Annotated in this window: 20 protein-coding genes, 1 pseudogene and 1 other annotated feature; of the genes and pseudogenes, 10 read left to right on the forward strand and 11 right to left on the reverse strand. The window is 28.8% G+C overall.

Annotated elements, in window-relative coordinates:
• Genes wecB through folP form a run of 7 tightly spaced genes read left to right on the forward strand, consistent with a single transcriptional unit; the run spans position 1 to position 7,687 of the window.
• Positions 1 to 1,086, forward strand: a complete 1,086-nt coding sequence (gene wecB / locus VLK81_RS03925; RefSeq protein WP_324619374.1) for a non-hydrolyzing UDP-N-acetylglucosamine 2-epimerase — start codon at positions 1 to 3, stop codon at positions 1,084 to 1,086.
• A complete protein-coding gene (locus VLK81_RS03930; protein WP_324619375.1) occupies positions 1,058 to 2,137 on the forward strand; it encodes a glycosyltransferase family protein in 1,080 nt (359 codons plus the stop codon). Before wecB ends, VLK81_RS03930 begins: the two co-directional genes overlap by 29 nt.
• A 1-nt stretch (position 2,138) precedes the next feature.
• Complete coding sequence (locus VLK81_RS03935) at positions 2,139 to 2,402, forward strand: hypothetical protein (protein ID WP_324619376.1); 264 nt, start codon at positions 2,139 to 2,141, stop codon at positions 2,400 to 2,402.
• Between the two features lie 34 nt (positions 2,403 to 2,436).
• Positions 2,437 to 3,273, forward strand: coding sequence for a glycosyltransferase (locus VLK81_RS03940; RefSeq protein ID WP_324619377.1), 837 nt, complete (start codon positions 2,437 to 2,439; stop codon positions 3,271 to 3,273).
• Complete coding sequence (locus VLK81_RS03945) at positions 3,266 to 4,360, forward strand: metallophosphoesterase family protein (protein ID WP_324619378.1); 1,095 nt, start codon at positions 3,266 to 3,268, stop codon at positions 4,358 to 4,360. Before VLK81_RS03940 ends, VLK81_RS03945 begins: the two co-directional genes overlap by 8 nt.
• Positions 4,357 to 6,738 (forward strand): AAA family ATPase, encoded by a 2,382-nt coding sequence (locus tag VLK81_RS03950; RefSeq protein ID WP_324619380.1) that lies wholly within the window; start codon positions 4,357 to 4,359, stop codon positions 6,736 to 6,738. Before VLK81_RS03945 ends, VLK81_RS03950 begins: the two co-directional genes overlap by 4 nt.
• On the forward strand, positions 6,725 to 7,687 hold the full coding sequence (gene folP / locus VLK81_RS03955) for a dihydropteroate synthase (protein WP_324619381.1): 963 nt from the start codon (positions 6,725 to 6,727) through the stop codon (positions 7,685 to 7,687). Before VLK81_RS03950 ends, folP begins: the two co-directional genes overlap by 14 nt.
• Positions 7,688 to 7,709: 22 nt before the next feature.
• On the opposite strand, the gene VLK81_RS03960 is transcribed toward folP, so the two are convergent.
• The 11 genes and pseudogenes from VLK81_RS03960 to VLK81_RS04010 all read right to left on the reverse strand — a co-directional run bounded on the left by VLK81_RS03960 (position 7,710) and on the right by VLK81_RS04010 (position 16,459).
• On the reverse strand, positions 7,710 to 8,630 hold the full coding sequence (locus VLK81_RS03960; RefSeq protein ID WP_324619382.1) for a hypothetical protein: 921 nt from the start codon (positions 8,628 to 8,630) through the stop codon (positions 7,710 to 7,712).
• A 66-nt stretch (positions 8,631 to 8,696) separates the two neighbouring features.
• Positions 8,697 to 9,245 (reverse strand): hypothetical protein, encoded by a 549-nt coding sequence (locus VLK81_RS03965; protein WP_324619383.1) that lies wholly within the window; start codon positions 9,243 to 9,245, stop codon positions 8,697 to 8,699.
• Between the two features lie 280 nt (positions 9,246 to 9,525).
• The gene (gene citF / locus VLK81_RS03970) at positions 9,526 to 11,028 is read right to left on the reverse strand and encodes a citrate lyase subunit alpha (RefSeq protein ID WP_324619385.1); all 1,503 of its coding nucleotides are present in this window, start codon (positions 11,026 to 11,028) and stop codon (positions 9,526 to 9,528) included.
• Complete coding sequence (locus VLK81_RS03975; RefSeq protein WP_324619386.1) at positions 11,021 to 11,890, reverse strand: HpcH/HpaI aldolase/citrate lyase family protein; 870 nt, start codon at positions 11,888 to 11,890, stop codon at positions 11,021 to 11,023. The genes citF and VLK81_RS03975 overlap by 8 nt, the downstream gene beginning before the upstream one ends.
• The gene (gene citD / locus VLK81_RS03980; protein ID WP_324619388.1) at positions 11,883 to 12,143 is read right to left on the reverse strand and encodes a citrate lyase acyl carrier protein; all 261 of its coding nucleotides are present in this window, start codon (positions 12,141 to 12,143) and stop codon (positions 11,883 to 11,885) included. Before citD ends, VLK81_RS03975 begins: the two co-directional genes overlap by 8 nt.
• Positions 12,140 to 12,901 (reverse strand): triphosphoribosyl-dephospho-CoA synthase, encoded by a 762-nt coding sequence (locus VLK81_RS03985; RefSeq protein ID WP_324620455.1) that lies wholly within the window; start codon positions 12,899 to 12,901, stop codon positions 12,140 to 12,142. The genes citD and VLK81_RS03985 overlap by 4 nt, the downstream gene beginning before the upstream one ends.
• Before the next feature lie 63 nt (positions 12,902 to 12,964).
• A pseudogene (locus VLK81_RS03990) lies at positions 12,965 to 13,063 on the reverse strand (citrate lyase holo-[acyl-carrier protein] synthase); the annotation flags it as partial.
• A 40-nt stretch (positions 13,064 to 13,103) separates the two neighbouring features.
• Positions 13,104 to 13,361, reverse strand: a complete 258-nt coding sequence (locus VLK81_RS03995; protein WP_324619389.1) for a hypothetical protein — start codon at positions 13,359 to 13,361, stop codon at positions 13,104 to 13,106.
• Positions 13,342 to 14,328: a hypothetical protein gene (locus VLK81_RS04000; protein ID WP_324619391.1), complete on the reverse strand. Its 987-nt coding sequence runs from the start codon at positions 14,326 to 14,328 to the stop codon at positions 13,342 to 13,344. The genes VLK81_RS03995 and VLK81_RS04000 overlap by 20 nt, the downstream gene beginning before the upstream one ends.
• Before the next feature lie 76 nt (positions 14,329 to 14,404).
• Positions 14,405 to 14,644, reverse strand: a complete 240-nt coding sequence (locus tag VLK81_RS04005; protein WP_324619393.1) for a glutaredoxin family protein — start codon at positions 14,642 to 14,644, stop codon at positions 14,405 to 14,407.
• A gap of 279 nt (positions 14,645 to 14,923) precedes the next feature.
• A complete protein-coding gene (locus VLK81_RS04010) occupies positions 14,924 to 16,459 on the reverse strand; it encodes a Mur ligase family protein (RefSeq protein ID WP_324619395.1) in 1,536 nt (511 codons plus the stop codon).
• 169 nt (positions 16,460 to 16,628) lie between these two features.
• Here VLK81_RS04010 and VLK81_RS04015 point away from each other — a divergent pair, with 169 nt between their 5' ends.
• The 3 genes from VLK81_RS04015 to ileS all read left to right on the forward strand — a co-directional run bounded on the left by VLK81_RS04015 (position 16,629) and on the right by ileS (position 22,518).
• Complete coding sequence (locus VLK81_RS04015; RefSeq protein ID WP_324619396.1) at positions 16,629 to 17,843, forward strand: BaiN/RdsA family NAD(P)/FAD-dependent oxidoreductase; 1,215 nt, start codon at positions 16,629 to 16,631, stop codon at positions 17,841 to 17,843.
• 5 nt (positions 17,844 to 17,848) lie between these two features.
• Positions 17,849 to 19,141 carry an NAD(P)H-dependent oxidoreductase gene (locus VLK81_RS04020; RefSeq protein ID WP_324619397.1) on the forward strand — a complete coding sequence of 431 codons (1,293 nt, stop codon included), beginning with the start codon at positions 17,849 to 17,851 and terminating at the stop codon, positions 19,139 to 19,141.
• Positions 19,142 to 19,175: 34 nt separating this feature from the next.
• Positions 19,176 to 19,380, forward strand: a binding site (T-box leader).
• Between the two features lie 42 nt (positions 19,381 to 19,422).
• Positions 19,423 to 22,518, forward strand: a complete 3,096-nt coding sequence (ileS, locus tag VLK81_RS04025; protein ID WP_324619398.1) for an isoleucine--tRNA ligase — start codon at positions 19,423 to 19,425, stop codon at positions 22,516 to 22,518.
• Positions 22,519 to 22,538: the final 20 nt, after the last annotated feature.

Raw genomic sequence — 22,538 nt, forward strand, 5'->3', positions numbered from 1 at the left:
ATGAAGATAGTTACTGTTATTGGTGCAAGACCTCAATTTATAAAGGAAGCGGTTTTTCAAAAAGAACTAAGGAAAAATAATATTGAAGAAGTATTAGTCCATACTGGTCAGCATTATGATAAGTCTATGTCTGAAGATATTTTTAAAAATCTAAATATTGAAAGTCCTAGATATTTTTTAAATATACATTCTAGTAGTGGGAATGAGTCAACAGCCAATATGATGATAGAACTTGAAAAAGTTTTTGAGAAAGAAAATCCAGATTATATTGCATGTTTTGGCGACACAAACTCCACACTTGCTGCAGCGCTTGTAGCTTCAAAGATGAAAATGAAACTTATTCATATAGAAGCTGGATTAAGGCAGCTTCCAAAAGATATGCCAGAAGAGATTAATAGGCAAATTACAGATAGACTTTCTACATTCTTATTTACTCCAAGTATGTTAGGGGTAGAAAATTTAAAAAAAGAAAATATTACATCTGGTGTCTACTTTACTGGAGATATAATGTATGACCTATTTTTAGATAGAAAGAAAGACTTTACTGATGGATATTATAAGTCTTTAGATTTAGAAAAGAATTCTTATGCTATTCTTACAATGCATAGGGATTTTAATGTCGACAATAAAGAAAAATTAGAAAACATCTTAAAATCTTTAAGCAAAATATCAGAAGAAATAGAAATCGTCTTTCCTATCCACCCCAGAACTAAGGCAAGAGTTGAGGAATTTTCCCTAGAAAAATATTTAAAAAATATTAATCTTATTGAGCCAATTAACTATCTTGATTTAATGAGTTTAACAAAAGACTGTAAATTTGCTATAACTGATAGCGGAGGCTACCAAAAAGAAACATATTTTTCTGGTAAAAGAGCTATTGTTCTAATGCCTGATACAAGCTGGAAAGAGCTTGTCAATGAAAATATAAATATATTAAGTAGCCCGACAGATCTTTATGAAAATTATAAAAAATTAGATTTATCTTGCGATTTCAAAGAAAATATATATGGAGATGGCAAGTCTTCTGAAAAGATGGTAAAGGAAATAATTAAAGATTATGAAAATAATTTTTCATCTTCCAAATAAATTAGATCCAAATAGAGTTTCAGCTTCTCATTTAAGACCAAGAAAGATGATTGAGGCTTTTAAAGAACTTGGTTACGAGACATATATAGTATATGGATATGGTAGGGAGAGAAAAAAATCTATAAATAAAATAAAAAGCCTAATAGAAGCTGGAGAAAAATTTGACTTTTGCTATAGTGAATCTTCTACTATGCCAACCCTTCTCACAGAAAAAAATCATCTACCTAGTCATCCATTTTTAGATTTTTCTTTTTTTAAATATTTGAAAAAAAATAATATTAAAATAGGTTTATTTTATAGGGACATCCATTGGATGTTTGATTTCTATGGTAAGGGACTAAATCCAATAAAAAAGAAGCTGGCTATTTTAATGTATAAATATGACCTGAAAAAATATAGCGAACTTCTTAATATCATCTATCTTCCAAGTCTTGAGATGGAAAGATTCATTCCAAAAAGTCTTCAGGATAGAATCAAAGAGCTTGGACCAGGTTCTGATAATAGAAACTTAAAAGAAAATGAGTATGGGAAAAATATAATATACGTTGGCGGCTTTGGAGAATTTTATAATATAAAAAATTCACTTTTAGCAATAAATCAAGTAAAAAATTTTAAACTAACTATTTCAACTCGAAAAGCTGAATGGGAAAATGAAAAAGAAAAATTTTCTAACCTTGACTTTGATAATATTAGGGTAAAATTTTTAGAAGGAGAGGGGCTTAAGGAAGAATATCTAAAGTCTAACTTTGGCCTACTTATGCTAAATCCTCATCCTTATTTAGATTTTGCGGTTCCATATAAGTTATACGAGTATGCTTCATATAATCTACCAATTATAGCAAGTAGGGGAACTTTATCAGGAACAATTGTTGAGGAAAATAATATTGGTTTTACTATAGAGAATAAAATAGAAGATATTAAAGAATTTTTATTGTCTTTAGATTCTAGAAAAGAGGAAATAAAAATTATTAAAGATAATTTAAAGAAATTTACTGATAATAACAGCTGGAAATCAAGAGCTTTACAAGTTGCAAAAGACTTAGGAGATTAGAATGAAAATATTTTTTCTTTCAAGAGGGTATCCAACAGATGAATATAAGTTAAATGGAATTTTCGAAATGGATCAGGCCCTTGAACTAAAAAGACAGGGCCATGATGTAGTCTTTCTTTCGCTTGATATGAGAAGTATAAGAAGGAAGAGAAAATTTGGATTTAAAATATTTGAAGTAGAGGGAATGAAAGTTTACTCCTACAATATTCCAATTGGGGCAGTTCCAAAGAGAATTTATAACTTTTTTTTTAATTCGCTATGCTAAGAGATTATTTAAGAAAGCAAGTAAAGACTATGGGATGCCCGATGCACTATTAACTATGTTTACGGAACAAGGCTATGCTGCAAGTAAAATAAGGCAGGAATTTAATGTACCCGCTATTTTAATTGAGCCAAATTCAATTATCAATAAGAAGGAAATTGACGATTATTTTTATAATTTGGCATATAAAACTTACCACAATCTTGATAGGGTCATTGCTGTTAGCCCAGCTTTTAGAGATCATTTAAATGAAAAATTTAATATAAAATCTATATATAATCCTGTCCTTCCTTCACTAGAACTTTTTTTCTACAAAGAAAGAGAAAATTCTGAAATATTTAAAATTGTATCTACTGGGAGAATTAGTAAACTTAAGGGATTTAGAGAGCTTATTTTAGCTTTTAGTGAGGCTTTTAAGGATAAAAAAGCTAGTCTAGAGATTTTTGGCGGAGGACCAGATGAAGCTTATTTAAAAGACCTAATTGCTAAAGAGAATATGGGGGATAAAATTTTTCTTAGGGGAATGCAAAATAGGGAAACTATTGCAAAAGCTTATGAGTCCAGCGACTTATTTGTTTTATTATCTCACTCTGAAACTTTTGGCCTAGTTTACTTGGAAGCTTTAGCTTCAGGCCTACCTATAATTGCTACAAGATGCAGCGGACCAGAACACTTAGTAACAGACGAAAATGGAATTTTAGTAGATTTGTTTGACCATGATAAGACTGTTGAAGCTTTAAATTATATGTATGAAAATTATAAAAAGTATGATAAGAGAAAAATATCAGAGGATACGAAAAATAATTTTTCCAAGAAAAAGATAACTGATGACCTTGTAGAGATTATGAAAGAGGCGGTGAAAGATTATGCTTAAGATTGCACATACTGCAGACAATCATATAGGGATGAAATTTAATAAGTATGGTCCATTAAAAAAGGACTTAGTTGAAGCTAGATTTAAAAGTTTAAAAAAACTTGTAGATAAGGCAAATGATAGATGCTGTGACCTACTTGTTATTAGCGGGGACCTTTTTGATTCTATAAATATAGCTAGACCTGATATTGAAAAAACAGTTGGAATCTTAAAAGAGTTTTCAGGAGAATATGTTTTAATAATTCCTGGTAACCACGACTTTTATTCTGGCAATGAGGACCTTTGGAAAATTTTTTCTAGTTTGTCTCCACTAAATTTTATTCTTTTAAATAATAATTTACCTTTTACTTATAAAAAGGATGAAATAACTTATATTTTTTATCCTTTTTATTGTGATTCAAAACATTCAAAAGAAAATAAACTTTCTACCTACAATGATAAAGATTACGATAATAATTTTTATAAAATTGGAATTGCACATGGCGCAGTTGAAGGGTTGTCACTTGATATGGAAGGAAGATATTTTTACATGTCCAATTTTGAACTGGAAAATTCAAAAATGGATCTTTGGTTAATTGGGCACACTCATACCACCTACCCAAAAGAAAATTCTCTTGGCTTCTCTAGGGTCTTAAACCCAGGAACGCACGAGCCAGATGGGATGAATTATAGGGAAGCAGGTGGGTTTTTTTATATAGAAATTGATGATAAGGTAAATTTTGAATTTATAGAAAGCTCTACTTTTAGATTTTATGACTTTAACTATAGACTAGGAGAAGTAAATACAATTATTAAGTTAAAAGATGAATTACTTTCTAAAAGCAATAAAAATAATCTTGTTAGGATCAATTTGACTGGAACGATTAGCCTAGAAGATTATGAAATAAAAGATGAAATATTTAGAGAATTAAAGGATGCTTTTTTTTACCTTGATATTAGAACTGATAGGCTAAAAGTAAAGCTTGGAGCTGATAAAATAAAAGAAAAATACATTGAAGGTTCTTTTCCATATAATTTGCTTATGAATATTGAAGATGACAAGGCTGTTCAGCTTGCTCATGAAATTTTAGAGGAGGCAAAAAAATGAAAATAAATTCTTTTACTACAAATAATTTTGCCGGCTTGAAAAATTTCAAGAGAGACTTTTCAAGAGGATTAAATCTTATTTATGCTCCAAATGAAAGTGGAAAGTCCACACTAATTGATGCCATCTTTATGACGCTTTTTAAAAATGAAAATATATCAAGAAATTTAAAAAAAGATATTAATTTTGAAAAGACTTATATAAATCTACAAATCTCTGACACTATAGATGCCAGGCTAGATTTTTCAATAGGAGAAAGTAATTTTATACTTGAAAAATCTTGGGGTGAAAAACATTCTACAAAGTTAATATTAGATGGAATGACTATAAATGACTCCAAGCAAATAGATAAGATTTTAAGAGAAAAGTTAGTTTTTGGAGAATCTTTTTACAGGTCAATTATTTTTAATTCACAAAAAGAAAAAAATGAAGCTTTTAAATTCTTTTATGAAAATCAGGAAGTAAGGGACGATGTGTTGGGATTTTTTAACCAGGCTCTTATGGAGCTTGGTGGAGTTTCCATTAATAGATTTGAAAATATTTTAAATGAAAAAATAAAGACTTATGAGGGTAATTGGGACATTAATAGAAATGGACCAAAAAATAATAGAGGAATTGAAAATCCTTATACTAGAGGCAATGGTATAGTAATAAATCTATTTTATGAAAAAGAACAAGCTATTAAAAGATTTAAAGATAGCAAGATGGTTGAGGATGAGTTAGATAGGGTAAGTAAAATTCTTACAGATTTAAAGGAAAAAGTTAGTAGATTAACTCTAAGTATAGATAGTTACAACAATATTCTTCCAGATATTTTAAAAAGACAAAATTTAGATATAGAGATTAAAAATTCAAATTTAGAACTTAAAAAATTAAAAGATATAAAAAACGAGTGGGAAAAGCTAGAAAAATCTATAACAGATATAGATGGTAATTTAGATAAAGATAATAAGGAATATAAAAAACTTTTAGAAGAGTTAGAAAAGTTAAAGCTAGTTGAGAAAAAGGAAAATATAAGTAAGTTACTTGAAGAAATATCTTTAATTGATAGTGAAATTGATAGGGAAAGTAAAAAGATAGCCTCAATAAAAGTAACGAAGGAAGACCTTGAAAGACTAAAATTTATAGAAAGTGAGATAGAAAAGTTAAGTTTAAGGATTAATTCTACAAAATTCAAGTTAAATATTTTAAAGGATTCTAAGGATCTAAAGTTAAAAGATATAGAAGATAAAGAAATAATAAAAAAGCAAAGCATTTTAACCAGTGGATATTTAAAAATAATTACGAAAGATGCTGATCTAGAGATAGTTGCAGAAAATATTGATCCAAAACAAATAAAAGAAGATCTATGCAAATTTAAAACTCTAAGAAAAGAGTGCTTAGAAAAATTTGCTGCAGAAAATCTTAGCCATTTAGAAAAAATATTATCAAATAAAAAAGAAATTTCCGATAATATTAATAATCTTAAATTCAAGAGAGAAACTTTTCTTCAAGGTAGAGACAAAAAGGAATTAGAAGAAAGTTTAATTAAGCTTAAAGATTTAAAGTCGAGCTTTAAAGAGGATGATTTACGTGCAAAAACAAATATTTTAGAAGAAAATATTAAAAGAGCTAAAATAGACTTAGGAATTAAAAAAAATAGGATAGAAAATCTAATTAGTATTTATTCTGATAAGGATAATTTATTTGACCTTATTGTAAATGAGTCAGCAAAGGTAAAAACTTTTGAAAAAGAATTAGCTAGTTTAAAAAAGCTTCCAAGCGATTTCAAATCTACTGGCGAATTTATTGAAAGATTAGATATACTAAGCAAGGAAAAAGATGCCTCTATAAAAGAGAAAAACCAATTTGAGATAGATTATAACAATCTAAGTAGAAGATTATCTGGTGAATCTAGCGAAGAAATCCAAAAGGATATCAAAGAAAAAGAAGATGATTTTAGGTCAAGTCTAGAAATTTTGGATAAGCTATATTTAATTAAAAATAAATTTTATCAAACACTAGATGAGATGAGAGAAGATCCACTTAGTAAGCATAGAGAAGTATTTAAATCATACCTTAATGAAATTGATGAAAATTTGAAAATTTCTTCTGATGGAGAGAGGATAATTACAAAAGGCTACGAATTAGATTATGATTTACTTTCTAAGGGAACAAAAGATTCTGTAAGTTTAGCCTTTAGGCTGAGCTTAATAAAGACAATGTTAGAAGATGAAGCCTTAATTTTTCTAGATGATTCAATAAATGATCTAGATGATAGTAGGAGACTTGAAGCTATAAAATTATTTAAAAAATTTGCAAACAATAGCCAGCTTATTTTTTTCACAGCATCCAGTGAGATAAAAGGACTTTTTGAGGAGGAATTTAATGATGAAATTTAGTTTTAATGAAAAAGAAGTAAACTTTGGAGAAAAGACTAAAATCTGTGGAATACTCAATGTAACTAAAGATTCTTTTTCTGACGGAGGAAAATTTTACAGATTTGAAGATGCTTTAAACCACGCAAAAGAATTAATAGATTCTGGAGTATATATGATTGATATTGGCGGAGAGTCCACAAGACCAGGATCAACTTACGTTGAGATTAAAGACGAGATAGAAAAAACTGCACCAATAATAAGAGAGATAAAAAAAAGATGGGATATACCTATTTCAATTGATACATGGAAAAGTGAAGTAGCTAAGGAAGCTATAAAAGAAGGTGCTGATGTTATCAATGATATAACTGGTCTTTTAGGGGATGAAAAAATGCCAGAGGTTTTAAAAGAGTCTAGGGCAGGATTAATCTTGATGTTTAACCCTGTTATTGCAAGACCATCACACGAGTCCGCTAAAATATTTCCAAAATTTGGTAAAAATCCATTTACAAAAGAAGAGTTAGAAAAATTTACAAAGATGGATATAATTGAGCTTGAAAAAACCTATTTTAAATATGCTTTAAATAGACTTGAAAAATTTAATATTCAAAAAGAAAGAGTGGTTTTAGATCCTGGAATTGGGTTTGGCTTAACCAAAAAAGAAAACTTGCTCCTAATAAAAAACATAGATATAATTCATAAAATGGGATATCTTTCTTATTTGGGAGTTTCTAGAAAGAGATTTGTTCAAAATATATTAGGGGAAAATAATATAGAAAATAATGTTGAGACTGAAGAAGGATATAAAAATAGAGATATAGCTACCAGCGTTTTATCCACAATAGGACAAATGAGTAGTGTTTCTTTTATAAGAGTTCATAGCGTTTTAGAATCAAAAATTGCAGTTGAAGTTTCAAATGCTGTTAGAATGGCAGAAAAAGAAGAAGATATAAACTTTGGGGCATATAGATAGAATAAAACAAGATACCAGAGATTTAAATTTCTGGTATCTTGTTTTTAAAATTATTAGAAAAAAATAAATTGAGATCAATTTTTTCTAAAGCTTCTTTCATGCAAAAAATTGTATTTTCTTTATTATATAATGATATATAGTCAATTAAGCTGAGACTATTTGGATTCAAATAAAATATTGAACCATCGTCTAAAATTATTTCGTATGCTAGATAATATTTTTCTTGAAAAATTTTTTCAATTTTGAATTTCTTTTCTTCAATATATGGATGGTTAATTTCCATAACTTTTAATTGTATATCTTTTATACTTTTATCTATATTCGGAAATTCTTTATTCAAAAATTCTTTAAAATACTTAATAGCATCCTCTTTACTTGTTTTTACATTACTTTCATCTATGTCTAATTTATCATTTTTTAAAATAAAAAGAGGATTTTTAGAAACTTTATCTATAGTTACAAATATCTTATTAAAAGGATTATAGATTGAGTCATCACTAGTTTTAGAAAATTCCAAGTCTATAAAATGATCCAGATTTTTTTCAACCTTAGTTAGCTTATATTCTTCTTTAATTAGGCCAGAATCTTTTAGCTTTTCTACTGTCTTAGTATAGCTATTAATATCAAAATCTATTTTTTGATCCTTAAGCGTAAAATCATTTGGATTGAAACTATCTAGTGCATCGAAAACTAAAACTTCACCATCTTTATCTAATATTATGGATAAATCATTTGATTTATATATTTTTGCATCATCATTTAAATCATATAATTTTTTAAGTGAGTCATCTTTTTTGACTTCCTTTAATTTTTCTATAGTATTAAAATTATTTTTTAAGCCATTTTCTATTTTATTTACTATTTGCCTATTATCTGCTTTTGCGTTTATAAATATTAGAGAAATAACAAAAAATATAGAAAAGTATTTAATTAATTTTTTCATAATACTGACCTCCTATATTATATTGGTATTTTTATAGAATGACTATCGAACTAAGCTTACTTGTCTTTACTCAATCTTTTCAAGTACTTTTTTTGTAAATTCTTTAATTTCATCTAGGGTATCTTTATCATCTTTTGGAATCTTTCTGAATTTTAACTCTATATTTTCATCCTCATTTTTAAATTCATAATTCATATATAAATCATTATATATACTAAAGTAATCACTGTCATTTATAAGTTTAATACCATCATAATTAAGTTTAATATCTTTAGTGAAAACGTAAAGGTCAAATAGGGATTCGACGTTTGCTTCCTCAAGTGGATATTTATTTTCAAGATATTCCTCTAAGCTATAAAATTCATTAACCAATTGGATGTCTTCTATTTTTTTCTTTCCCTCTTTAAAACTTAATACATCTTGTGGGATTTCTATATTCAATTCTTCATCTTCTTCTTTTACTTTAGTGCTTTTTTGAATACTTTTATTAGTAGAATCTGATGAATTTGTATCTACATGATCAGAATTATCAAATTCATTATCTATATTGTTACATGAAGTGAGCGTAATAACCATTAGTAGCGATAGTAAAAGTATTCTAATATTAATATTCATTTTAACCTCCTTTCTTAATATCAAGTAGCAATTCATCTAAATAATAGACATATATTATTTGGCTATTATTTAATTTATACCCAATTTTTCAAAGTTAAAACTGAAATCAATTTGATAAAAGACTTTGTATAAGAAATGTGTTTAAATAGAATTTATATTAGATAAGTAATTGTAAAATGAGGTATATATATTAACTCACTGTTTGTTTTTATTAATCTAATTCTAAAATAAAACTTCCCTAGCCTTATAAAATGTAAGACTAGGGAAGTAGAAATATTTTTTAAATTTTATATATCAAATCTAGGCTGGTGCCATCTCTATATTCTGAAACTGCAACGACCTTATCAGATTTTTCAAATTTTCTAGCTTTACCAGTATAGGAATCTTGGATTTCCTTTAGTTCTTCAATTGTTAGAATATTTAAGTTAGTTTTCTCTTTTAAATTTTCTATAAGTTCTTTGTGTTTTGGATTTACAGCAACTCCTCTATCCGTAACAAGAATATCTATTGTATCTCCTGGAGTTGATACAGTAAGAACCTCATCTTTTATACAACCAATTCTAGCATTTACAAGTTTAGAAACAATTATTGAAAGTTTTGCTCCAGCTGCTGTATCTGCATGTCCACCTGAACCTCCAAGGATAACTCCATCTGATCCTGTAGTTACATTGACATTGTAATTTAAATCTATTTCTGAAGCTCCAAGAATTACTATATCAAGTTTTGAAGCAATATTCTCTTTGTTATTGATATTTGCATAGGTATTTGCTGACATTTTTCTGTGGTTAGGATTTTTCTTAATAGATTCAACAGCTTTTAGATCAAAGCATTGAACGTCCCAAAGTTCTTCAAAAAGTCCTTCTTCAAGCATATCTACTATATATCCAGTTATTCCACCAGAAGCAAATGAGCCTTTTATATTTTTTTCTATCATTAATTTTTTTACTTCATCTGCAACTGCCAGTGAGATTCCGCCGGCACCTGTTTGGAAAGAAAAGCCATCCTTAAAAAGTCCACTATTTTCTATAAGAACTTTGGTATCTCTAGCGATTTTTAAGCCGACTGGATCTTTTGTAATCATTGTTGTTCCTGAAACAATTCCTTTTGAATCTCCAATTGATTCAACTTCAACAACCTCGTCAACAGTGTATCCTTCTATATCTATTTTTTCTAGTTTTTTTACTCTATTATCAGTTATGGCTATAACATTTTTTGCCATGTAGGCATCTGCAACTGCATATCCTAAAGATCCACAAGCACTTTTTCCTTCTGAACCAGAAATATTTCCCATATCATCAACTGAAGGTGCAGCTATAAAAGCATAATCAATAACTATTTCACCTTCCATAATTGCTCTAGGTCTTCCGCCGTGAGTTGATACAGTGCAAATTTCTTTGCATTTTCCTTCTGAAATAGCTTTAGCTACAGGACCTGAATAGTAGGAAGCGTAGATTTTTGTTACTATTTCTTTTTCCATTAATTCAACTAAAATATCGTGGCATGGGAAGATAGAAGTAGCAGCAATTTTTAGATTTTTAACTCCTTTTTTGGCAATTCTTTTCATTACCTCAGTTAAAATATAATCGCCATTTCTTAAATGGTGGTGAAAGCTTAAAGTCATACCATCTTTTAATTCGATTGAATCTATAATCTCATCTAGACTCTTTCCAAAATTTGGTTTTCTCGATTTATCTTTACTGCACTCATATTCCATAAATTTTTGGTTTTTAAAAGCACCTTCATAAGGTCTTTCTAAAACTTCTCTTTTTAGACTATTAAGCATTTAAAAGCCCCCATTTCTTAGCGTTATTAATTGTATTTTCCGCTCTTTTGATAACTGGTAGGTCAACCATTTTTCCCTTATATGAGAACACACCCAGACCTTCTTTTTTAGCTTCATCAGCTTTTTGCAAGATAGCACTTGCTTCTTCAATTTCTTCTTCAGTAGGGGATAGAACCTTATGAACATATTCAACTTGCCTTGGGTTTATAAGAAGTCTTCCAGAAAGTCCAATACTTTTTGCAAAAGTTGTGTCTTTGATAAGTCCATCAAAGTCTTCTACATCTGTGTAAGGAGTATCTATAGAGTCAACTTCAAAAGCTTTAGCACAAGTTGCAAGGGTAAATCTTGCAAATTCAATTTCCTTATTGGATTTAGTTCTTTCTACTCCCATATTACTTGAATAATCCTCAGCTCCCAATATTAATCCAACAAAAAGTTTTGAGGCTTTGCAAATATTAACTATATCCATAATTCCCATTGCAGTTTCAATAAGTAGCATTGTTTTGATTTCTTTTTCAATTGAAGCTTCTTTTCTTATCTCTTCAATTCTATTTTCTAAACAAGTAACAGATTCAACAGAAGCTTTTGGGATTACAATTATATCAGGCTGAGCCTTTACAATTTCATTTAGGTCGTCTTCCCAATAAGGAGAGTCCATGGGATTAACTCTAACTGCTATTTCTTGTCCCTTAAATTCAAAAGTATTTAAGGCATTTCTAACTAATATTCTAGCAGAATCTTTTTCATCTAAGCTGACAGCATCTTCTAGGTCAAAAACAGCTGTATCAGCACCTAAAACATCGCTTGAAAAAAGCATTCCTGGATTATTTCCAGGCATAAAAAGAAGTGTTCTTCTACTCATTTGATCTTTTCACCGCCGTTTCTATTCTAGCTCTTATAGTAAAATCTAAAGCACCCTTGTCTTCAATAATAACTTTTCCCTTTTGAACCTTAAGTTCTTTTAGCATACCTTCAGCAACTTCTCTTATAATATGACCAAATTCTTTCATAACAGAGCTTTGGATTTCAATTTTTAAATCATTATCTGGAAAAACTCTGACAAGACAGTCATTAGATTGAAGAGAACCGCTAGCCGCTTCTTTTTCAATATTCACAGTAAAACCTCCTTAAAATTTTTATAGTTAAATCTCAATAGTTTGTAAAATATAAATATGCTGACAAGGTCGCAACTTCCACCAGCAGATATATTATTTTTTAGACAAAAATTTTCTAAATAATCTAGCGTAATTTCTCCTAATAGATAGCTTGATATTTTTTTCTTAAAGCTTAAGTAAAACTCATATCCTCGTCTATTAATAATATTCGTATCTTCAGAGTAATTACAAAGCAAAAGAAAAGCCTTATCTAAATTATTTTCTTCCAAATCGAGATTGTATGGGAAATCGTAGGCTTTTAAAGCCTCACCTCTGGCTCCAAGAACCTTATTTTTATTATACCTCATATAGCTTTTATTACAAGGATTATAAAAGTCCTTGTCAAAAGAAAATCTAGCTAAATACTTTATTCTATCTCTTGATTCTTCCAAAGAATTTTCTTGAAGAATAGAAGCTAAAATTAAAAGAAAGTGGAATATCATACCCTTGTGAGTATTTGCTCCATTTGTTATATTTAGCATTTTATTTTCCATTTCAATACCTAATTTTTTAAGAGAATTAAAATCATTATAATTTATTTCTTTTATTCTAAGAAACTCCTTACTTAAAAAATCAAGGGAAGAAAAGAAAGTAAATATATCCATATCACTATGTGAACCGCAAGTAGTAGGGTTAACGGTTCCTAAAGATATATTTCTCATAAGTTCATTTAAAAGGCAAAATTCAATTAATCTGATTCTTTCATCTTTTGTAAAAATATATTTTTGGACTTTATTTTTAAAAGCCTTATCAAATTCTTCCTTACTATGTTTTAAAGATCTAGAGCAGTATTTTGCTGGAGAATCACATATAATACACTTTCTCATCCCAAGCCCAAGCTCAGACCTAGATATTTCTCTAAGATCTTTACTTATAATATCTAGGTCTGAAAGCCTACCAAGTGGATGATTTTCTTCTAAGTCAACTAAAGTTTTTTTTAAGGTCTAGGAGATGCGTCTTATCATCTATTTCAAATATAAAAATTAATCCCTCACTATCAAACTCTATAATTGGTCTTTTAAAATTATCTTTTAATTCATTATAGAAGATATATGATACATAATTTGAATAGAGATTTCTTTTTTCTTCTCCCATTACATTTGCCTTTATTGAAAGAATATTCTTGCCAATTTTTTTGTATAAGTTATATCTTTTTTCTCTAAGGTCTAAAATGTTCATTTCTATACTCTCGCAATATATCTATCGTAATATCCGAAAGATAATCTTTCATTTCATCAAATTTTGCATTTTTATAAAGAAGTCTAACCGTTGAAGCTGATATAAGTCCTCTATTATTTTCAAGTCTTGGAATTATTTCAACCTTAATTTTTTCCCCTAAAATACTTTTTAGAGTTTCATTATATATTTTAGTTGAAGGATCTATTGGTTCCTCTCCCAAATACCTAGCGTTAATTCCAATTGAATCAACAAAGTAATCTCTAAAAATTTTACTATCGATTATAGCATGATCCTTATTTATAAGATTTTTTTCTTTTAGAAAATAGGATGGGAAAGTAGAGCTTGAAATAATAAAATCTCCTGAATCTACAAGATATACATTTTTATATTTTTTTAAATTTGCAAGCGCAATTTTTTTCCTTAAAGCAAATGGGAAGTAAGACTCATCATTTTCTACTAAAAAAACTATAAGCCTATCTGAATTTTCAAGAGCTTTTTTAACTAAATATTCGTGTCCATTTGTAAAAGGATTTGCATTCATAACAATTGAACTATAGGGAGGATTATTAAAATCAGCCATGTTTTTAATTTGACTTTCAACTTCTACTTCAGTTCTAACAAGTAGAGTAGACTTTTCTGCACTAGCTAGTTTAATAAAATTAAAAGACTTAAACATATCCTCATAAGCTTTTTTTGTAAATACAAAAATATTTTTATAATTTAATTTTTGCATATCTTTTATAAGAATACTTAAAAGCTTATCAAAAAGGTTAAGATAAGAATAGTTACTGTCTGCTGTAAAAAGTTTTAAAGTATTTTTATAATAACCAGCACTAGCTATTATTTTTTCATCTTCATAGGCTAGGTAAAGCTTATCAAAAGAGTCTAAGTCAAGATTATAACTTTTAAAATAACTTTCAAGTTTATTTAAATTTTTATCATTTTTTATAAATTTTTCTATATACATATATCATACCTCTAATAGATATTATAACAGAACAAATAAAAAAAGATGGTAAAATACCATCTTTAAAATATCTTATTTATTTAACTAGATTTTCTTTTAAATAATCTATAATATCACTAGATTCATACATTGCCTTACCTTCAATTAATAGGCAAGGAACTTGATTTTTACCGCCCTTTTCAATAAGCTCATTCTTTATCGACTCATTTTCATCTATATTTCTCATTTCAATATCAATTCCATTTTTGCCCATGAATCTTTGAACTTTTTTGCAGTAAGGGCAAGTTGGCTTGTAATATAAGATTAAATTTTCCATTAAAAAATCACTCCTTAATTATTGAATTAATCACTCACTTATATTTGTACCCTATTTTAAAAAATTCAAACAAATATAAAATATTACAGAATTGTTAGACGATTGTAATAATATTGTAACTAATTTTATAGTGATTTTGGGTATAATAATAATAGATCAAATGAATGGAAAGCATTTGTTCATCCTCCCAAATTGTACAAGGCGCCATTCTTTAGATAAGCTACCAGTAAAAAGGTAGCTTTTTTATTTGAAATAATTATTTATTTATGAAATAAGAGGTTAGTCCCAACCGCAAATCCTATTTTTAATAGGTTCAAGAATACTTTCATCTTTTGAGCCATCTCTTTTGTATATTTCTTCTAATAAAAATCTTGCTCCGTGGTCAATTCCCTGACAACCTGCTAGGAGAATAAGGTCACCTTCACCAGCAATTTTTAAAACATCATCAAGAGCATCTCTTAAATTTTCTCTAAGATCATATTCCATACCAGCTTCTTCCATCTTTCTTTCAAAAATTTCAAGTTCAGCATCTGATACATAGTCATGTTTCTTAGTAGTATCTCTTGAAAGACTGGCAATTATTTTATCAAAATGAATTTTATCCTTCCATTTAATAATAGTATTTACATTTTCTTCATTGACAGTTACCCCTCTATTTCCTCGAATTGCATAGACCATATATAAATTTTTATATTTCATCATTTCTAATGAAGCAAGGGTCATATTAATATTTCCTATATTTGCAAAATGGTCATCAAGGACCATAAATTCTCTATTGTAGACAAGTTGAAATCTTCTCTCAATTCCCATATAAGACTCAATACCTTTTATAATAGTATCAAGATCTATATTTAAACAAAGAGCCATTGAGATAGCTGAAAGGGCATTAACTATTGAGTGGTAGCCGAAAACTGAAAGCTTAACTTGTTTTACTATATCTTTATATACTTTATCTTCAAATTTTAAATTCTTAATGTTTAAATTAAATTTTGCAAAACCGCTAGAAAGATCAATATCACTTGCATATATATCAGCAGCTGGATCATAAATGTCAGAGTAAGTTACAAGAATACCTTTTGTTTCATTAACTAGTGTTTTTACATATTTATCATTAATATTTAATATAACATAAGTATCTTTATCAGCATTTGTAATGAGCTTTTTCTTTTCAGAAAAATATTTTTCAAAAGATCCATGCTGATCAATATGTTCTCTAGTAATGTTATTCATACATACAACTTTAAATTTAGTTCCATAAGTCCTAAACATTTCCTGTGCTATTGAAGATACTTCCATGATAACGGTATTTAAACCAGCTTCTTTCATCTCTTCAAATAAAGCTTGAAGTTCAAGCGACTCAGGAGTAGTTAACTTTGATGCAATTTCTTTTCCCTTTATTTTATATTTTATAGTTCCAATTAGTCCAGTTTCTTTTTTTAAATCAAGAATAGACTTTAGCATCATAGAAGTAGAAGTTTTTCCATTTGAAGCTGTTATCCCAATTATTTCCATGTCTTTAGATGGATGTTTAAAAAAATTACCACTTATTATTGCAAGTGCTTTTCTATTATTTTCTGTTTTATAAGTTGGAAGATTTTTATTTATATCCTTAGTAACTAGTAGGGCTACTGCTCCATTATTAATTGCAGAATCAATAAAGTCATGTCCATCAAGATCTAAACCTTCTATAGCTACAAATAAGTATCCTTCTTTTACTTTTCTAGAATCATAGGCAATACCTTTTATATCAAGTTCCAAATTTTCATTTTTCCTGTCAATTATTTCAAGTCCATCAAATAAGTCTTTTATTAACATTTTTCATCTCCATAATTTTATTTTCTTTTATCTATTATATCAATATTTCAAATATATTAAAATGGTTTGCCACTATTCAAAAAATATATATTGCAAATCAATAAAAAAAGCTTTTATTTTGATTAATTTTATGGTAGAATTAATAAAGAATAGATAATTAGGAGAGAGTATGAAGGAAGTAGTAGTAATTGGAGCTGGACCAAGTGGATTAATTTTGAGTAATAGCTTGGCTGGAGAAAAATTTAAAGTTAGTATAATAGATCAAAATAGCAAGATTGGGAAAAAGTTACTTACAACTGGATCAGGAACTTGTAATTTTACTAATTTAAATATGAGTCCTGAAAGATATCATGGAGAAAATAATAGATTTATTTATTCGACTCTTGCAGAGTATAGTCCAGATGATCTTATTAATTTTTTTGGGGAAAATGGAATATTGACGATTAGAAAAGAAGATGGTAGATGCTATCCAAGAACTTTAGAGTCTAGAACTTTTACAAATTTCTTTGAAGCAGAAATCAAAAGAAAAAATATAAATCTATATTTGGAGGAAAAAGTTTTAGATATAAAATACCATGATTCATTTGAAGTAGTTACAGATAAAAGAACATTTTTACCAGATATTTTAATTATAGCAAGTGGTGGAAAAACTTATAAGAATTTAGGTAGCGATGGATCAATGTTTGCCATTATAGATAAACTTGGTCATAGGCTAACAAAATTTTCTCCAGCAATTTGTAGAATTAGTCTTTTTGGAGATTTTTTCAAAAAAGTTAAGGGAACTAGATTTTTCTCTAATTTATCTCTTTTTGAAAATGATAAAAAGCTTAAGTCTTATTATGACGAAATACTTTTTACAGATTATGGAATTTCTGGACCAGCTGTCCTTCAGCTTTCTTCTTATGCACTAGATATTTTAAATTCAAATAAAGATGCCTATTTTTCTATAGACTTTTTAAGTGAATTTAGCTTTGAGGAATGCTTAAATTTATTTTCTTATGAATTTTATAAAGAAGTAAAATTTACACTAAGGACTAATTTGGCATCTAAAATAAAAATAAGTTTAGTAGATGCTTTATTTGATGAGGATTTTCTAAAAAGATATACCAATACTTTTTCAATCGAAGAGATTAAAAGTATTATTGATAGACTTAAAAATTTTAAATTAAAAATAAAAGGATATAAGGATTTTGATAAGGCTCAGGTTACAAGAGGTGGGGTTGATACAAGAGAAATTAATCCAAAAACTTATGAGTCAAAAATTATTAAAAATTTATATTTTGTTGGTGAAGTTTTAGATATTGACGGAGACTGTGGAGGATTTAATCTACACTTTGCATTTTCTAGTGGACTAAAGGCAGCAAAAGCTATTTTAGGAGAGTGAAAATAATGTTTAGAATGAAAAGAAAGTTAGAAGAATTAAATAAAAGCGGGAAAAAGATAAGAGTAGAACTTGTAGGAATTGGGAAAATGGGCAGGGGTCTTATTAATCAAATGGCTACAATTTCTGGAATGAGACCTTCAATTTGTGTAGATGAAAAACCTCAAAAGGCTATAGATGCTCTTATAGCAGCTGGAGTAAGTAGTGAAAATATTATATTTACAAATTCAAAATCCAAGGCTTTAGAAGCTTTAGAAAAAGATAAATTTATTGTAAGTGAAGATTATTCTATTGGACTTGAACTTGAAAAAATTGACGCTTTTGTTGATGCTACAGGTAATCCTCCCTTTGGTGCAAAACTAGCATTTGATGCAATTAATAATAAAAAACATATTATTATGCTCAATGTAGAAACTGATGCTGTAGTTGGACCAATACTTTACAAAATGGCTAGAGAAAATGGAGTAATATATACTGGAACAAAGGGAGACGAGCCTGGAGCAATTTTAGAACTAGCAGACTTTGCAGTTGGTTCTGGATTTGAACTTCTTGTAGCAGGAAAGGGGAAGAATAATCCACTAAATAATTATATAACCGAGGATGAGGTATATGAAGAAGCTGTGTCAAAAGGACTTTATCCAAAAATGTTAACCTCTTTTATCGACGGAACTAACACTATGATTGAACTTACTGCGGTTTCTAACGCTTTAGGATTTACTCCTGATATAATTGGCTGTCATGGAATAAAAACAGATCCAAAAAATATTTCTAAACAGTTTAGTCTCAAAACTGAGGGCGGAGTTTTAGAAAATTATAAGATTGTTGATTTTGCATTTGGAATGGCTCCGGGAGTTTTTGTAATAGTTACTTCTGAAAAAAAAGAAGTGAAGGATTTAATGAAATATTTAAATATGGGTGAGGGACCAAATTATCTTCTTTATAGACCATATCATTTAACTAGCCTTGAAACCCCTATTACAATTTATGATGCAGTTGTTGAAAATGAGGCTACAATTGTACCAGAAAAAGGACAAATTAGCGATGTAATTACCGTTGCTAAAAAAAATCTTCTTGGAGGAGATCTTCTTGATGGAATGGGCTCCAAAGATGTTTTTGGTAAAATAATTTCTCATAAAGATCAAGAATTAAAAAATCTTCTTCCAATTTGTCTAATAAATAAAAATACAAAATTGAAAAAATCTATAAAAAAAGATTCACTTATAACATTAGATGATGTTATTTTAGATGAAAGTGAGATTATTTTTAAGCTTCGCAAGGAGCAAGAAAGACTTGGCTTATAGTTTGACATTTTATAATAATTCTTATAGAATATGAGTACAAGCAATAATGAGGAAGAGTAGGTAATTTAAATCTACACAGAGAAAAGGATTAGCTGAGAACCTTTTAGATTTACTTTACTGAAGATCACCCTTTAGCTCCATGTGAAAGCATGTGCGCAATTAAACTGCGTTATGTTTATTAAGTGGTAGGGCTTATGCCCTGCAAGAGGTGTGGTACCGCGATTTTTTTCGTCCCTTGTTATAGGGACTTTTTTTATATTTAAAATTAAAGAGGAGAAAATATGAAATTTAAAGAATTATCTAAAAAAACTGTTAGAGATAGGGAGATAGAAATCTCTAAGTATTGGAAGGACATTGATTTACTTCATCTTTCTGTTGAAGAAAGGGACAAGGCAAATAATTACGTCTTTTTTGATGGACCACCAACTGCAAATGGTAAGCCAGGAATACATCATGTTATATCTAGAACTTTAAAAGATGCTACTTGTAGATACAAGACTATGAAGGGCTTCAGGGTTAAGAGAAAAGCGGGATGGGATACTCATGGCCTACCTGTAGAAATTGAAGTTGAAAAAAAACTTGGCCTTCATAATAAAAAAGAAATTGAAGAATATGGAGTGGAAGCATTCAACAAGGAATGTAAAGACTCAGTATTTACTTATGAAAAAAAATGGAGAGAAATGTCAGATAGAATGGCTTTTCTTGCCGATATGGACAATCCTTATATAACTCTTCAAAATGATTATATAGAAAGTGTTTGGAATTTACTTGATGGAATGTTTAAAAAGGGCTTAGTGTATGAGGGAGCAAAAATCCTTCCTTACTGCCCAAGATGCGGAACTGGACTTGCATCCCATGAAGTTGCTCAAGGTTATCAGCTAGATAAAATAACTTCTGTTTATGTAAAGTTCAAGATTAAAGATAAAAATGAATATTTTCTAGCTTGGACTACAACTCCTTGGACTCTTCCAAGTAACATTGCTCTTTCAGTTGGACCAGAAATTGAATATTCTAGGGTAATTTTCAAAGATGAAATTTTAATATTAGCAAAAGAAAAAGTTTCAGAACTTTTAGGAGAAGAAGCAGAAATTTTAGAAAGTTTCAAAGGTAGTGAACTTGAATATGTGGAATATGAACAGTTAATTCCTTATATAGAAGTTAAAGATAAAGCTTTTTATGTTACATTAGCTGATTATGTTACTATTTCAGATGGTACAGGAATTGTTCACTCAGCTGCTGCATTTGGAGAAGATGACTATAAGGTTGCTAGAAAATATAATCTACCTATAATAAATCCAGTTGATGAAGAGGGTAAATTCACAGAAACTCCTTGGAAGGGTAAGTTTGTTATGGACTGCGACCCTTCTATTATTGACTATCTAAAGGAAAATAATAAATTATTTAGAAAACAAAAAATTGAACACAATTATCCACATTGCTGGAGATGTAAAACTCCATTAATTTATTATTCAAAACCTTCCTGGTATATTGAAGTAACTAAGTATAAAGATAAATTAATTGAAGAAAATAATAAGGTTAATTGGTATCCAGATTTTGTAGGTAAAAAGAGATTTGGAAATTGGCTTGAAAATCTTAATGACTGGGCGATTACACGTTCTAGGTATTGGGGAACTCCATTCCCAGTTTGGAAGTGTGAAGAGTGTAATCACACTGAATCAGTTGGTTCAATAAAAGAGCTTAGGGAAAGAGCTATAGAAGATGTAGCTGAAGATATAGAACTACATAGACCTTATGTAGATGATATACATTTTACCTGCAAAGAGTGCGGCGGCAGAATGACAAGAGAAAAAGATGTTATTGACGTTTGGTTTGACTCTGGGGCTATGCCTTTTGCTCAAAGACACTGGCCATTTGGAGATGAAAAAGAATTTGAAGAAAGCTATCCAGCAGATTTTATAAATGAAGGTATAGATCAAACTAGAGGATGGTTTTATTCTTTACTTGCTATTTCTGTTTTAACAAAGGGTATAGCTCCATATAAAAATGTACTTGTTAATGACTTAATTCTAGACAAGGAAGGGAAAAAGATGTCTAAGTCTAGAGGTAACACTCTTAATCCTATAGAGCTTTTTGATGAATATGGGGCAGATGCAGTAAGATATTACTCAGTTTATGTATCTCCTCCTTGGGTTCCAACTAAGTTTGATGTGGATGGTTTAAGAGAAGCTGAATCTAAGTTCTTTAGATCACTTAGAAATACCTACAATTTTTTCCAAATGTATGCTGAAACTGATGGCTTAGAATTAAATGATATTTTGGAAAAAGAAAATGAACTTGAAGAAATTGATTACTGGATACTTTCTAGATATAATTCAGTCTTAAAAACTTATTTTATAGATATGGATAAATTTGAATATACTAAAGTTATTAGAGACTTAACAGAGTTTTTAATAGAAGATATTTCAAATTGGTATATAAGAAGAAATAGAAGAAGATTTTGGCAAAAAGATTTAAATAAAAATAAACTTGCAGTTTACAACACAACTTATAAAGTTCTTTTAGGACTAGTAAAAATGATGGCACCATTTACTCCATTTATCAGTGAAGAGATTTTCCACAATTTAACTGGAGAAAAATCAGTTCATTTAGAGCTTTTTGATGAAGTGAATGAAAGTTTAATTAATAAGAATCTTGAAGAAAAAATGAATATAGTAAGAAGCCTAGTTGCTCTTGGAAGAAGCTCTAGAGAAAAAGTTGGCATAAAAGTTCGTCAGCCTCTACTAGAGATCATAGTTGATGGTAAGTACAAAGAAAAAATTGGAGATTTAACTGACCTTATTAAAGATGAGCTAAATGTAAAAGATGTTATCTTTGAAGAAAATATATCTGAATTTATGAATATTGAACTTAAGCCAAACTTTAAAGAAGTTGGAAAAATTCTTGGGAAAAATATAAAGAAGTTACAAGACCTAATAAATAATAGCGATTCAAAAGATCTTCTAGAAAAAACAAGAAAAGGTGAAGCTGTTTTAGATCTTGGAGAAGAAAAAATTAATCTTACTGAAGATTTCTTAGATGTTCGTGTTTCTGCTAAAGAAGGTTATGATGTAAGTATGGAAAATAATATTTTCCTAATTCTTGAAACTAAATTAACTAAGGAACTTATCGATGAAGGTTTTGCTAGAGAATTTATATCTAAAGTTCAAAACATTCGTAAGTCTAGTGGATTTGAAGTTATAGATAGGATAGAAATTGAATATTCATCTTCTGAAAAAGTGAAATCAGCTATTGATAGCTTTATTGAAACTATAAAAGATGAAGTCTTAGCAGATAAGATTGAATTTTCTGAAAATAGCTTTGACAGAGAAGAAGATTTGAATGGTGAAAAAATCACTATAGATGTTACTAGAAAATAAATATTTAAAGAGAGCTTAAT

Source organism: Citroniella saccharovorans (assembly GCF_035481615.1).
Lineage (GTDB): Bacteria > Bacillota > Clostridia > Tissierellales > Peptoniphilaceae > Citroniella > Citroniella saccharovorans.